At 43.5% G+C, this 15,426-nt stretch carries 7 protein-coding genes; 5 read left to right on the top strand and 2 right to left on the bottom strand.

Features of this window, described 5'->3' with window-relative positions; all coding sequences use genetic code 11:
* The first annotated feature begins 38 nt into the window (after positions 1–38).
* The 3 genes from sufE (at position 39) to mscM (ending at position 6,738) form a co-directional block, all read left to right on the top strand.
* Positions 39–440 carry a cysteine desulfuration protein SufE gene (gene sufE, locus A359_RS01220; protein ID WP_014887994.1) on the top strand — a complete coding sequence of 134 codons (402 nt, stop codon included), beginning with the start codon at positions 39–41 and terminating at the stop codon, positions 438–440.
* 2,062 nt (positions 441–2,502) lie between these two features.
* Entirely contained in the window at positions 2,503–3,390 is an 888-nt protein-coding gene (asd, locus tag A359_RS01215; RefSeq protein WP_014887993.1) for an archaetidylserine decarboxylase, read from the top strand.
* A 42-nt stretch (positions 3,391–3,432) separates the two neighbouring features.
* Complete coding sequence (gene mscM, locus A359_RS01210; RefSeq protein ID WP_014887992.1) at positions 3,433–6,738, top strand: miniconductance mechanosensitive channel MscM; 3,306 nt, start codon at positions 3,433–3,435, stop codon at positions 6,736–6,738.
* Positions 6,739–6,921: 183 nt separating this feature from the next.
* Here the strand turns inward: mscM and epmA are convergent, their stop codons facing one another.
* The gene (epmA, locus tag A359_RS01205) at positions 6,922–7,899 is read right to left on the bottom strand and encodes an elongation factor P--(R)-beta-lysine ligase (protein ID WP_014887991.1); all 978 of its coding nucleotides are present in this window, start codon (positions 7,897–7,899) and stop codon (positions 6,922–6,924) included.
* A gap of 1,736 nt (positions 7,900–9,635) precedes the next feature.
* The gene (purM, locus tag A359_RS01200) at positions 9,636–10,673 is read right to left on the bottom strand and encodes a phosphoribosylformylglycinamidine cyclo-ligase (protein WP_014887990.1); all 1,038 of its coding nucleotides are present in this window, start codon (positions 10,671–10,673) and stop codon (positions 9,636–9,638) included.
* A gap of 807 nt (positions 10,674–11,480) precedes the next feature.
* Here purM and A359_RS04380 point away from each other — a divergent pair.
* Positions 11,481–11,636, top strand: coding sequence for a hypothetical protein (locus A359_RS04380; RefSeq protein ID WP_014887989.1), 156 nt, complete (start codon positions 11,481–11,483; stop codon positions 11,634–11,636).
* Between the two features lie 2,986 nt (positions 11,637–14,622).
* Positions 14,623–15,078 (top strand): RNA polymerase-binding protein DksA, encoded by a 456-nt coding sequence (gene dksA / locus A359_RS01195; RefSeq protein ID WP_014887986.1) that lies wholly within the window; start codon positions 14,623–14,625, stop codon positions 15,076–15,078.
* Positions 15,079–15,426: the final 348 nt, after the last annotated feature.

Genomic DNA, 15,426 nt, shown 5'->3' with positions numbered 1-15,426 from the left:
TCAAGCAGGGAGTAAGCATAAGATGGCGAATCTATCTAATGAAAGATAAGTTGTTACGTAATTTTTCTCGATGTGGTAATTGGGAAGAGAAGTACCTATATATCATTGAGCTAGGGAGCCATTTACCGTCATTGCCGACTGGCATGCGGACACCGGAGCATCTTATACCCGGCTGTCAAAGCCGGGTATGGATTGTCATAGTAATAGATGACCACGGCAGTGTTCAGCTGTACGGTGACAGCGATTCTGCCATAGTAAAAGGGCTTATCACTATGGTTTTTATGCTCTATCAGGGCATGATGCCGGCGGAAATCGTTACCTATGACGTTCGTCCTTTTTTCGACATGCTGGCGCTCACTCAGCATTTAACGCCATCTCGGCTTCAGGGGCTTGAGGCTATGGTGCGGGGTATTCGTACTCAGGCTGCAGCGCAGCTATAGCCTTTTCATTGTATCTGTCGGGGGTATACGATTGTATTAGTCTTTTGGCGTCTTACCACTGCGCTCCTGTCTTGTGTTTCATAAAAGAAAAGAGCGGCGTCCTGCAGTTTAGCATGTTTCTCTGAGGAATTCATTTTCTTACCTGTGCTTATTAACGCGTCTCTTTTTTCTGAAGGCTATGTCTTTCACCCGCGTTTATGCATGCCTGTTCTTTTTTAGGCATCTTACTCGGTATTCTTATAAAAAATCAGCGAGATTCCGTACTTAGCTAAAGTCTATTTTTTGCATGTCAGGCATTGCATCCCTTGTTTTTTCAATGCTAAATAGTGTTTTTTCGACTTTTGTCGGCTCACGCTGGTCAGATGAATTTTGTTATTCTATGTCGCTGTCTGAAGGGAGAGAAAAGCGCCCACTTGACCTTCAGGCTAAACGGGAAGGCTATCGATAGTGCCAGAAAAAGAGAACCAGAGCCTTGAAAATGCACTATCGCCTCTACCTAAGGATACCTGGGTAGCACGATCTACTCTTTTTAGTCTAAGGCGCTTGAAGCGTTACGCCCAGTGACGCTTCAGATAGCTACGTGCATCATGCTTGTTGAGGCCCTGCTATCTATTTTTTCCTGATTATGTAAAGTGTCGTAACAGTCGCACCGTTCTGCTGCTAATGCTTGAGTAGTAGGTGATATCCTCTACGTTCACCGAGGCCTTCTTTTTTTTATAACCTTCGAGAGTTTAATGCAGTCAAGGAACATCCTTTCTGATAAATCATAGGTTCCTATGGCAAAGTGAAATCGTACTCTCTGGCAGTTCGTAAACAAATGCTGCATCTATCTCTTTCAACTCAACATGAGGATTATACGTACTAGATAGTAATTTTTAATATATTGCACTAATAATCATCTTCATACACAAGATGCGACGTTTGTAAAGCAAACAACATGAGCCATGATCTGCTGGTAACAGCATAACCTGAAAATAGATTAATTGAATCAGTCAACATTTTCAGTAATCATGGCGTCATCTCATAACATGCATCGCAATACATAGGTTCTATTCCACAGGTGCAGTTTAAAATTTCTCATTGGCTTACGCACAACACAGCCCTCAAGTCGATTCTCTCTCTAAGAGTACGGAGTAGTGAGGTTGGCGTATTGTGCTGCATAAATGAAATAGCAACCGGCTCTTGAATGCCATGGCGAGAACTTGTCTGTCCGCATAAGGGAAAACCATCACTACAGTGCTCATGATGCAGGGGTAGCCCTCTCGCGGAGGGCTTTATAATGCTTAATTGATTCGATTGTTATACTGATAAAGCTGCCGCCAAGATACCAGGACTATGCTTTGCTCAGAGCGCGAGAAAATATACAGCACGCATAAGCATTAGAAGGTCAAGACGCGGTGATATCAGTGATTTCATCCTTGTTATAGTGATGGTCTAAGAAATTTTTTCTTAAGGCGCATAACAGATCCGATCATATGATATCGAAAAACATAGAGTATGGCATGAACGCTGTTTAGCAGCGTATGGTGAGATACATGAAATTATCTTTTCTCCTTTATCGCATGGCGCTATCAAGAATTCACTCGTCTTTGATAAAGTAAAATCAACTGAAAAGCAGGTAGGCATCTACTGACAACGCTTATGCTACACATTACTGCCATAGTGCTCTTTTGAAGAAGATAATGCAGTTGCTAATCTCATCGCTACGGGGTGAGCAAAATATTAGCTGCAGCCATAATATGATCAGAGCATCGCATGGCTAAAAATTAGCGTCGGAAGAGTGTCAATCATGCTTTAAAATACAGAACAGGTTATTGCTGTATCTTGCGGGCTGACGTGCCCATGGTAAGGTGAAGAGATTCTAGGTATTTTTTAAGTCTGCGCGGGTACGATACGCAGCCAGGCTCAGGTGCGTCGATGCAACAAGTCATGCCGTTTAATGCTCTATTACGCTATAAGAAAATGTTAAATAGCGTTTACATTGCGTAAATATAGTCTTTTGAGCAGATAATTTGTTACAAATTCTATTTGATTCTATCATTCCACATGTAAAGAGGTCCCAGTGCTAGACAAGATTCAAATTACTTTACAATACTTAATGCCTCAGTTTTGGCTGACGGCGTTGGCGGGGTGGGGCGCGGAACGCCGCGGGGCCTGGCTGACTCGTTGGGTTATAAAGCTGTTCGTGCGATATTATAAGGTCGATATGCAGGAAGCGGAGCAACCGGACATAGCAGCCTACCCGACTTTTAATACATTCTTTATCCGTTCACTGCGCGAAGACGTGCGACCCATTGATGCTGACCCCTCGGTGATAGTCTTCCCGGCGGATGGGATGATCTCACAGCTTGGCCCCATCCAAAGAGGGCAACTATTTCAGGCGAAGGGGCATTATTATAGTCTAGAGGCGCTGTTAGTCGGCCATGAGTCCATGATCACTTATTTTTACAATGGCAGTTTCGTGACGACCTATCTGGCGCCGCGTGATTATCATCGCGTTCATATGCCTTGCAACGGTTTACTGTGCGAAATGCTTTACGTACCAGGCAAGTTATTTTCAGTGAACCTACTGACTGCGGCTAATATTCCTAACCTGTTTACCCGTAATGAGCGAGTCATCTGCCTATTCCAGACTAATTTTGGCCCCATGGCCCAAATTCTGATAGGTGCAACTATTGTTGGTAGTATCGAGACCATCTGGGCAGGTACTGTCACGCCACCACGAAAAAGCATTATCAAACTTTGGCGTTATCCGACATCCGACACTTCTGAGGCGTTAGTGATGCTAAAAGGACGTGAAATGGGGCGTTTTAAGATGGGCTCGACTATTATTAATCTATTCAACAGAAACACTGTACGGCTAGGCGAACATATATCTACCAGATATGTGACGCGCGTTGGTCAGCGGCTGGCTCACGGTATCGCGCAAACCGATAGCACGCTTTCCTGAACATATACGGTTAACAAGAGAGTCCTCACATTGCGCCTGATTATGCTTTTTCTATTGGGGGGTTTCTTAGCCTCCGGGGCCTTCGCCGAACTGCTACCAGAAGAGGGCCAGCTCAAAAAGGATCTTCAGCAGGCGCTAGATGATAAAATGGCGCCGAACCAGGCGCCGATTGTTGAGGCGCTTCAATCAGCACTAAATGCCCTCGCCGAAGCCAAAGCATCTAGCGCTAAAATACAGGAGTATCAAAAGGCTATCGATGATTTTCCGTCTCTTCCCCGACAGATGTGGGATACAAAAAACCGCACACTGAATGAACCCAGCAGCCTTTTCCCTAAGCTTCCCAGCAGTGAACTGAATCAACAATTGCTAACCGCCAATAGTCAACTGATGGATTTAGCCGGACAATTACAGCAAGAGCAGGACCAGTCCCGTGCCATTAGCTACTCGCTGGGTCTGCTCCCTCAGCAGCAAACTGAAGCTCGCAGGGCGCTAAGCGATGTGGAACAACAGCTCCAGGCTCTTCCTACTCCCAGCACGCCTTTGGAAAAAGCGCAGGCTACCTCGCTACAGGCTGAGCAGGCTGCACGGCGACTTAAGGTAGCAGAACTGGATCTGGCACAGTTAAGCGCTAATAATCGCCAGGAGTTGTCACGCCTGCGCGCTGAGTTGCTCAAAAAACGCTATGATAGATTAGAACAAGTACTTCAGTCGCTGCGCAATCAAGTGAATAGTCTGCGTCAGCAAGAGGCAGAACAGGCTATTGAGCATACTGAAAGGCTAGCGGCGCAGCTCGGTGAGCTGCCCAAGTCGATTAATACACCGTTGCAGACTAATCGCGAACTGTCCAGCGCCCTGACCCAAAAGGCACAGCGCATGGATCTCATCGCCTCTCAACAACGCCAGGCTACTTTGCAAATACTGCAGGTACGCCAGGCGCTCACTACGCTGCGCGAGCAGGCGCAATGGCTAGATAAGTCCCCGGCACTGGGAGAAATCCTGCGCGCCCAGGTCTCCAGGCTGCCAAAGATGCCTAAACCACAGCAGCTCGACAGCTATATGGCCCATTTGCGCGTGCAGCGCCTGCATTTTGAAGACTTAATGAACAAGTTGCCTCAGCTTTCCCAGGGTGAACAGGATGACGGTTCTCCGCTGACGCCGGTGCAGAGCCGTATCCTGCATGCACAGCTTTCCACCCAACGTAACCTTCTTAATGCGCTGCTGACTGGATGTGATACCCAGATCCTAGAGCTTACCAAGCTAAAAGTAGCCAATAGCCAGCTTGAAGAAGCGATGAATGAGATCCAGGAGGCTGCCCATCGCTATCTATTCTGGGTGGCTGATGTGAGTCCTATTAGTTTCCTTTCCTACCCGCTGCAGGTCGGACAGGATCTGCGTCGGATAGTGACCCTGGATACCTTCAGCCAATTGACTCAGGCGCTTAGCCTGATTCTGACTAGTCAGGAAACGCTGATTGCACTTTTTGGGGCGCTGTTACTAGTTGGTTTCAGCCTCAGTTCACGAGGACATTATCACGCTTTTCTTGAGCGCTCCAGTAGACGCGTGGGAAAGGTCAATCAGGATCATTTTTATCTGACCTTGCGTAATGTTTTTTTGTCTGTTCTAGTTGCCCTTCCGCTACCAGTCCTATGGGCAGCGCTAGGATATGGCTTACGCCAGGCCTGGCCGTACCCGATAGCGGTCGCCATCGGCGACGGCTTCAGCGCTACGTGGCCAGTGCTATGGGTATTTATGGTATGCGCCCACTTTGCGCGTCCGAAGGGGTTATTTATTGTACATTTTAACTGGCCGCAAAAGCAGGTAAAGCGCGCGATGCGCTACTACACGCTCTCTATAGGCATGATCGTGCCGCTGATTATGGCGCTGATATCCTTTGATCATTATAGCGAGCGGGAGTTTGCCGGTACGCTAAGTCGATTATGCTGTCTCTTGTTGTGTGCCTGCCTGGCGCTTGTAACAAGCAGCCTGAAGCGAGCAGGGTTGCCGCTATATCTTGATGAACATGGCTCCGGAGATAATGTTGTCAACCGTTCCTTATGGAATGCAATGATCTGCGCGCCCATCTTTGCGGCCGCTGCTGTGTGCCTAGGGCATTTAGCGACTGCGCTGGCGCTGCTGGCACGATTGGAAACCTCGGTTGCGATCTGGTTCTTTTTGCTGATTATCTATCACATTATCCGTCGCTGGATGTTTATCCAGCGACGGCGTATTGCCTTTGAGCGAACAAAGCAGCGCCGGGCAGAGATGCTTGCCCAGCGGGCACGAAATGAAGAAGATCTATCGCAATCCCAGTTGAACGATGCTGCTGCTGAAGTCGATGAAAAAGTACTAGATCTTGATACCATCAGCGCGCAGTCGCTACAGCTGGTACGTTCAATCCTGACGCTTATTGCTCTATTGTCAGTAATTATATTGTGGTCGGAGTTGCATTCAGCGTTCGGCTTTTTAGAAAACATTACCCTCTGGGATGCCACATCGACTATTCAGGGAGTCGATAGCCTGCAACCTATTACACTCGGCGCTTTGCTGATCGCCGTACTAGTTTGCATTATCACCACTCAGATGGTACGTAACCTACCCGCACTACTAGAACTGGTATTGCTGCAGCATTTGGATTTGACCCCTGGAACGGGGTATGCAATTACTACATTGACCAAATATAGTTTAATGCTTCTGGGCGGGATTATAGGATTTTCTATGATCGGTATCGAATGGTCGAAACTGCAGTGGCTGGTGGCGGCATTAGGTGTAGGGCTGGGTTTTGGCCTACAGGAAATCTTCGCTAATTTTATTTCCGGTCTGATGATTCTGTTTGAAAAGCCGATTCGGATTGGCGATACAGTAACTATTCGCAATTTGACCGGGAATATTACGCGTATCAACACCCGTGCTACGACTATTACCGACTGGGATCGAAAAGAAATTATCGTGCCTAACAAGGCATTTATCACGGAACAGTTCGTTAATTGGTCGCTCTCAGATACTGTAACACGTGTCGTACTAAGCGTTCCCGCTCCTGCCGGCGCCAATATTGAACAAGTAACCTACATTATGGTGCAGGCGGCGCGAAGCTGCCCTCTGGTATTGGAATTACCGGCGCCAGAGGCTTTTTTGGTAGATTTACAGCAGGGATTGCCGTTATTTGAGCTACGGATGCACGCTGCGGAAATGGGACACCGGATGCCACTGCGCCATCAGGTACACTCACTGATCTTAGAAGGTTATCGAGAACATGGTATGGAATTACCTTTCCCCCCCTTTCAGCTGCGCAAGGATCAGATCAAGACTGGCATGCTTCCCGATCGGCCACTGTATCATGAGGGAAAGTAGGTTGCTCTAATGACTGAAGATCCTTCGGCTTCCTTATAAATAGTTCACATCAAGAGCGAAGGAACACGGGGAATCTGGTGTTACAATATGCAGAAATTAGTATGGTTTTATGTTCCGTTTTTTTGAATTTGAGGAGAGAGCTGTGGCGAAAGCGGGCGTGCAGCTAAGGAAGAACACCTGCACTTAGGATCGCTCAAGTGGAAAGGCGATTACATCACTTAAGCACTCGGCCTTCAGTGCCAGCATAACCAGTCGATCTACTCCTAACGCCACTCCAGCACATGCCGGCATGCCTTGATAAAGTGCTGCTAGTAAATTCTCATCGATAGGCTTTTCGGTTAACCCTTTTTCTACTAACTTGCGGTTATCTTTCTCAAACCGCTGGCGCTGTTCGGGCGCATCAGTTAATTCATGGAAACCATTGGCTAGCTCAATGCCATTGAAATAGACTTCAAACCGCTCGGCTACCCGATGATCTTGAGTACTGATTGCCGCCATCGCAGCCTGCGAAGCAGGAAAATGGTAAACAAATGCGATCTTATCTCGTCCGATCTTGGGTTCGACCATCATGCTAAAGAGCAATTGTAGCAGGGTGTCTCGATCCTCTTCCTTTGAGATAGCGTTACCTAGATCCCATTTAACTGCTGCTTCATAAAGCTTCCATTTATCCACCGATAAAGGATCAAGCCCTACATAGCGAGTGAATGCTTCTTGATAAGAAAACGTTTCCACACTGCTGCAAGAAAGGATTATCTTCAATAGATCGTCGACTTCATGCATTAGCTGATACATGTCATAATTGGGACGATACCACTCTAACATGGTAAATTCTGGATTATGATAACGACCGGATTCCTCATTACGAAAGCTTCGGCAAATCTGGAATATAGGACCGCTGCCGGCTGCTAACAGGCGCTTCATGTGATATTCAGGACTAGTTATTAAATACAGAGATAAGCCATCAGTGGCGCCGGGCTCAATAAAGCGAGTTTGAAACGACACAAGATGAACATCGGTTACCGTTGCGCGGCTCATGGCTGGTGTTTCTACTTCAAGAAATCCGCGATCACTGAAAAATTCCCGGATCTTCTGGATAATTTTATTTCGCTTTAATAAAGTGGACATGGATGCACTTGGTTGCCATTTAGCAGAATGGTTCATATCTTTCCTTTTTTTAACAGTAAAGAGCTTTTCTACCTATATATTTAAGCAAAAAAATGTCGCTTTTTTAATTTTGAATTGGTTGCATCAAGGAGAGCTTACGATACTTTAACGCTTAGCAGGGTTGTATATGATGTGATTCGTAAGGGTGTTCGGGTATGCCTCATAGCTTAATCGGGTTAAAGCTTTTAACCGTGTTGATTACTTTTCTGATTTTTTGTGCATAGTCATACAGATTTAGATCAGCATGCGAAAGCATTTAAGCCAAAATAAATATAGCCGCTTTAGATAAGGAGCGGGGGATGATGACTTTTCTGTCTTTTTTCAGGCATCGCTGTCTCTGATTAGAGGTTGGTTTTTAATCACGCCGTGGCGCTGATAGTATGGAGATTGGTAATATTATACATACTGCTGCAGTAGGATCAGGCGCTTTTTTATAGAAAGAGCATGATAACAGTAATGTATACTTTCATTCATGTCAGGTTGCGTTTTTAGAATTTCTTTACCTATACCTTGCTATATAATCCGGCATAATGTGAAAAATGGGAAAAGATAATTTCAGGGGTCGCACTATTCATGATAAGAGAGCACGTATACTTTACTGTGCATTTTCCCAAAATATGAGTCCTTTAACTTTTCTATTTTTCTTTACGACATACTTGTACTTCCACTGCTTCCAGTGACGCACTCGATAATGTTCCCGTGTATGTATGTTTCGATGCTGATATTCACTGTTTTTACAAGCGTACTAGAAACAGATTGGTTTTTTTTGGATGGAGCTTTATAGCTTAAAAAATGTAGTAAATAGCCCTGTAAAGCGCTCAGAAAAAGACTTAATGATTTTTATTCTTTCAGCTCTCATGATGGCCCTGATCTAAATAGAAATACCTTGAATATAATGTTTAGAAGGTGTTTTCTCTATCTATATCTAGAATTATCTGACCTCTCTATCTATTTTATCAGATATGTGTACTGATTGAGAATCTTTTTATAAATCAGTTAGTGGGCTACTGTAAAAGTTTTCTATGCTATGAAAGCTAATTCTTGGAAAGAACATACCGTCATTTGAGGTAGTGCAGATCGAAAATTTTGATTTTTTAACAAAGCCAATGCAGGTTAATGATAAAATAATAGAGCAGAAGGCTATTTTCTTTAATGTTTTATTAGAAGAAGATTTTCATGTGGGCATCACGACATTATGTTACGTTTAAAAAAAATACTTAGGTGAGTTTCTCTAGATATGCGACAACTCTTTTATTGCTTACAGTTGTTGCACGTACATTTTCAGATGAAATATTTTTTCTCGTAAAACGATCCTTAAAGTCGTCTGGCATTAGTAACCTGCATACTAAAACGCGATTAGCGGCTACTTAAGCCATTCTTCCCTATTCAGTGGGCAACTTATACTTTCAAAAAGAACACCTCCCTTCTTGATCACTGTATTGAATAAGAATATGCTTTCATTTATGTTATATAAATCGCTTGATATCGGTAATGTAACGTCATGTAATTTAAGCTGTAATATACAAGAACACACTTAAAACGTTCTATTCTACTTAAAATGTAGGGTGCGATAGAAGAGTTATAAATGAATCAAAAAATCCTCACGACAATTAGTGTAGGCGGCGAAATTTCTGGTGACTGCAGCATGCAGGGTGAGGCGATTTTATTTCTCCAGGACGGTTGTTAAACATCTATAGTCTCTTGATTGCACTAGAGAAAAACTAATTATTGCATCAGCGGATAATGACTTTGGGATCTCCATTATCGGGTTGAATTTCTCCGATCACCCAGGCGGTTTCGCCTAGACTAATTAATATACTGAGCGCCTGATCGGTACTAGCCGAGGGTACGACGATAACCATACCTACGCCGCAGTTAAAAGTACAGTACATCTCATGACGACTCACGTTACCAGTTTTCTGAAGCCAATGGAAAACCGGCGGCCATTTCCAGCTGTCTTCATTAATCACCGCTTGGCTACCAGTTGGAATAACACGTGGTATATTATCCCAGAAGCCACCGCCGGTCACATGTGCGATCGCATGCACTTTAGTCTGCTTGATAAGGGATAGCAGTGCTTTAACGTAAATCCGGGTCGGCATCAATAGTTGATCCGCTAGCAACTGTTCCCCCACCCGCGTCTTTTCGGGGTCGGTCTGACTAAAAAATAAGATTTGACGTACCAGTGAGTAACCGTTGGAGTGCAGGCCGCTTGAGGCCAGTGCCAGAAGGGTATCGCCGGCTTGAACGTGTTTTCCGTCGATAATATCTGCTTTTTCTACAACACCGACGCAAAAACCAGCGATGTCATAATTTTCAGCGTGATATATGGCCGGCATTTCAGCTGTTTCTCCACCTACGAGAGCGCAGCCGGACTGCCGGCAGCCCTCAGCAATTCCAGTGATTAACGTAACTGCAGTATTGACATCTAGCTTACCAGTGGCATAATAATCAAGGAAAAACAATGGCTCAGCACCACAAACAACCAGGTCGTTAACGCACATTGCCACTAAATCAATTCCGATGGTATTGTGGCGTTTTAAGTCCATAGCTAGACGTAGTTTAGTCCCGACGCCGTCGGTGCTTGATACTAGAATTGGCTTGCGGTATTTCTTCGGCAGTGCGCACATAGCACTAAAGCCACCTAGTTCACCCATCACTTCCGGGCGTGTAGTCTGTTTTACAACACGTCTAATCTGGTCTATCAAGGCTTTTCCGGCTTTGATATTGACACCCGCATCTTTGTAACTAAGAGAGAGTTTTTCGGTCACTGCAGGATCTCCACGGAGATAACTGATTACTTGGAATGGGGAAGCTGCTTATTTTAACAGAAAAAAAAATTTGTTACGAGAGTTGTTACATGCGAGCTAATGTTATTTTTTGACTGATAGTCAAGATTTTATACGTGCGTAGCCAGAGCTGGGAAGTGTAGGATAGGGTAAGAGCGCAATGTACGTAAAATACGATATAACCTAGTTATTAGATAAAGACATAGATTATTCAATAAGAGCTCGTTAAATATTTTAATTTTTTAATGCTGTCTGATGTATGTATTGCATAAGTGAGCCGATCTAAAAAATTTCCGGCTGAGAGGAACGCTATTAGCGCATGCGACCATATTCGATACTTCTAATAGCTTCAACCTGTTAATCATTTTGACTATTAGCGCTACCGAGCTAACCTGCTCATCAATAGTTACGTAGAGTTAGACGACTGATCAGAAGTATTTTTAGTCGAGACATGACTGTTTTCGTTACTGCAGCACATGTATAACTGATTATCATTTTTTACTAATCATTGCTGCCACTTAGATCCTTACCTTCAACCTGGTGGTGACGACCAAAGTCAATGTGTTGAAGAAAGTTAAAGTGTAATACGCCTTGATTCATTCCGCCACAATTATTTAAAAAGATAGTGTCTATAGCAAAGAATAATTTTAAAAGTATTGATTGGCCTACGTACAACACGACTTATTAGTATACAGTTTTCTGACGAAACAGATGGATATGTGAGCTCCGTACTGCATATAGAACGAGAGATAACCTCTCTTAACGCGATGACGTAACAGAGCGCATCGCATGGCCGTAGAGCTACTCTTTCTGCCAGCGTTAATAACGCACACCAACCAGCAAGCAGAGCAGCTCTGGCTGACGCTGATTAGGATGCCCGTTACTTTCATCGTGCTTGGTGTCGGGTTGCTAAATCAACCTCGTGTATGTGTCGCTCGCATGTGAAGGGGCAGGATGTTCTAGAAAACCTTCATTATAAAACAGCATGATGCGCGGTCATACAATGCCTCCTTAGTGCATCAGCAATCTTTACAATATACATTGCCGGCGACGGACAGATATGCATGTTTCTAAAACTAGCCGGAGTACGTAATGGGTTCATTGATGCTGTAAATAGTTAGAGGTGATATTGGAGCATATGCATGTAATGAGCTATAGTGATCGAAAATATAGCTACCGACACTGAGAAAAGTAGAGCACGACGGACTCAGCATCGGCCTTTTTCTGTTGGAAGAGCGGGTACTAAACTTTAAAAGTTAAGCTACGCTGTAGCTTGTTGGGGTAATTAGCTTGCATCAGTTTTAGACTGCCGATCCGATGTGACAACGGGTGGTGTTGTTCGCTGATCTTAGTGTTACGTTGAGTCGACATAAAAATCCCAGGCTTACGTAATCTTTCCGCTGACCTAAGGCTTTTCTAGAACATCCTTACAAGACCCTCTTGGTGTTGTTGCTAATATTCGCCGACAACATTCACGCTGAACATACTGATGTGTGAGCGGCTAATGCCATCTGTCATTCATAGGAAAAGAAGTAGTGATGTGCACAATGCAGAAGATACCTCGACGTTTCTTTGTGCTGTACAAAGACCATTAAGATATGGGCTGAGCTCACTTGCCAAGAAGAGTCTGTCCCTAGCCCAGGGATATTTTGAGTGCCTGGCGTTTGATGGGTACGCTAGCCCTCCGAAAATATTAAAGCTTATTTCCCAGGTGAAGAGGAACAGCCTGCCCGAAAAGAGATCTAGTTAGCGAAAACGAGATGGCTTAACATATAGTAAAGGTAAGGAAGCATTAATTATTGCTGACACATTAGGAACTTTTGCTTTAGTAGTAAAGGTTCCTAATGATAAGAGTGCATTTTACTTTACCTTGAAGTAAAGTAAAAGCATGAGACATGAATCTAGCTCTAGACTGATTAGAGAATGGGGACTGGATTGCCGTCCCTGGATAAAGAGGCGTGCATAACTAAGATTGAGGTGCATAATATATTTTATTAGCATTGTCATATGGCCTAGTTAGGCAGCTAACATCTTTCGGATAGTGGTCTATACCAGTTACTTCTGTGATAATGGGCTAGTTGGGGGTGTTTTTTGGGTATAAAGACGGAAATGATTTATGGTTGCAGTGGAGCAAGTCGTTTCTCATCGGCTTGATAATGCTAGATTAACTAAAAAGATACAATAATAGCAAGATGCTCAGGAAGAGGATGTACGATTCTCCTCGGAAACTTGACATAAACTTATTACGCCCTGACAATCAGGTTGTCATGCACCTTTTATAAGCTCAAGGAAGCATTCTTACCAATATATAGTACATGTTTATAAATGATAGTATGTATTTTATAAATGACGTTTAATTTGAAACAACAACCAAAGTCAAGTAGGAGAGCTTCTTCCTTCCCCGGATATATCATGACTTGTAAGATGACCAGATGAGGCCAATAAAACATCACACAAGGTCATGCACTAGTCATGTAACAATGATGCTAATAATTTCTGTAGAGCCGATATATTTTCTTACAAACAATATGAGATTAGAATACTGTTTTTATGCGAGAAAAATCGGCTCTAAATAGCGATAGAGGTTTTTGTTCTTTACATTCAGATCCTTTTTCGCGTATTTGAAAACTGATAATACGACCCTAGCATCAAGTGCGATGTTATCTGCAATCTGTTGTGGTGTAATTTTCTAGGTCGATCTGAAAAAAAATATTCAGGATATTGTTCAATATCCCTATATGATGCTTTTTTGAAAGCATCATATAGGGATATGCATGATATGTTGGTGTATGGTGTTTTTGAATAGAGTTATAGCAAAACTCACATTAAAAGAGCGATAGGCTTGGGTGCTTGATATGAAATAGTTTTGACATCGAACAGAAATAGCTGCTTTAGAAAACTGGTAGATAACATCACGTTTTACGAATCTTTATTGAAAAAAAACTTTATGCTGTTCGTTTCGTGAAACGATTAATTTCTATATCGTTCTTTCATAAAGCTAGGCGTGATAAAAGAACGATAGATCCAAGAAGTCAAGCATGCTCTACTGCAAATGTATAATAAAAAAATAATACTCTACGACTTAACTAAGGCCTCTTTCGATAGCTTCTTAACATCAAAACGCATAATTAATAAATTAGAGTCGCGATTATTGACCGATACTATGCTAATTCGGTATTGTGCGTGTTGCAGAACGGGCCTACGAGCCCTTTTTTATCGCTCTTGCTTATTTTCGATAGGGTATCCGAAGCTATCTCACTAAGTGTTTTGATGAAGTACTGAAAATAGCATTAAGTAGACATAAACCATGTCTAGTCCCTAAAGTTTTTTCGCTTTTAATACGTCCATCCCGCGACTCTTTCCGCGGAAATGCCATAAATCATTACGACATGGATAGAGCATCCCGTTGTTTTTGTGTATTTATAGCAGAAAATTCTGGCTGTCGCGGAAGTGTCATTTTCTTTATTAATTCTAATTAAATCACTATATTTTATGTAAATGAATTATTTCCTTGCACTGATAAATATGCAATTTATTAATTTACAAAATACAATTAGCATTCATCATGAGTCATCATGCTGAATGCTGGCTAACAGCAAGACAGTGCTTTTCGGGGGGGGCGGGGTCGCTGGCTGCAATGTTCATTATTTATTTCCCCATACCGTTGGGTGATCCTCTAAGTCTGCGTGACCATGATACATGGTAGGTCAAGCTATAGGCGTAGCTAAAGCATTTAACTAGATTAGGCGTTATTCAGTATTCCAGACAGCACTTCTATTGAGTGCAATCACGCAATTAGTAGATCATTTGTCATAAATTCTCTTTTATTCAACAAGGTTGAATAATTGCCAATCTTAGCGTCATCTGCTATTTATATCGACTTATTCCCCCATATTGGGGATCGCTTGTGCGTGTTAAAAGGAGAAGAAACATGCAATCAAGGTATTACCGTAAGACATCCTCCTTAAGCATTCTCGCCATCGCTGGGGTGGAGCCATACCATCAAAAGCTTGGTGAAAAATACATGAATGAAGCACAGTTGCTGCATTTCAAGCGTATTCTTGAGGCCTGGCGTAATCAACTTAGAGATGAAGTAGGGCGTACTGTCTCACACATGCAGGATGAGGCTGCCAATTTTCCAGATCCAGTAGACCGTGCCGCGCAGGAAGAAGAGTTTAGCCTTGAGCTGCGTAACCGTGACCGAGAACGTAAATTGATTAAAAAAATTGAGAAAACTCTCAAGAAAGTAGAAGACAATAATTTTGGCTTCTGTGAATCCTGCAGGGTAGAAATAGGCATTCGTCGTCTAGAAGCTCGACCAACCGCCGATTTGTGCATTGACTGTAAGACTGTCGCCGAAATTCGCGAAAAGCAGATGGCAGGGTAAGTATCATATCGATGCGCTAGGTTGTTACTGACGAAGCATTATGAGACATTGCGATACCTGCGATGGCAACACTGTTATCAGCCTGATAGAGCTCTCTTTGCGCTAGAAAAACGCTTTGTTTCTTTCTGTCGTTCTACTCGTTTTAATGTCAACTACTTTTAGTAGCGTTCAGCAGGTTGTTGTGAGAAATGCCCTTTTTGTAGGAAGGGCGTCGATGCAGGGGCTGCGCATAGGCTATAACGCCGACCCTCCCTGGGCATCTCCCTCTGTCTAAAACTACGACGGTTCTCTGTATTTCAAGATTGCCCGGAAAGCAGCATCACCGCGTACCTAGCGCTGGTGCTCGTG

It is taken from the genome of secondary endosymbiont of Ctenarytaina eucalypti (assembly GCF_000287335.1).
Classification (GTDB): Bacteria; Pseudomonadota; Gammaproteobacteria; order Enterobacterales; family Enterobacteriaceae.
Note: the sequence above shows the minus strand (reverse complement) of the source record. Positions and strands in the feature narration are given on the sequence as shown.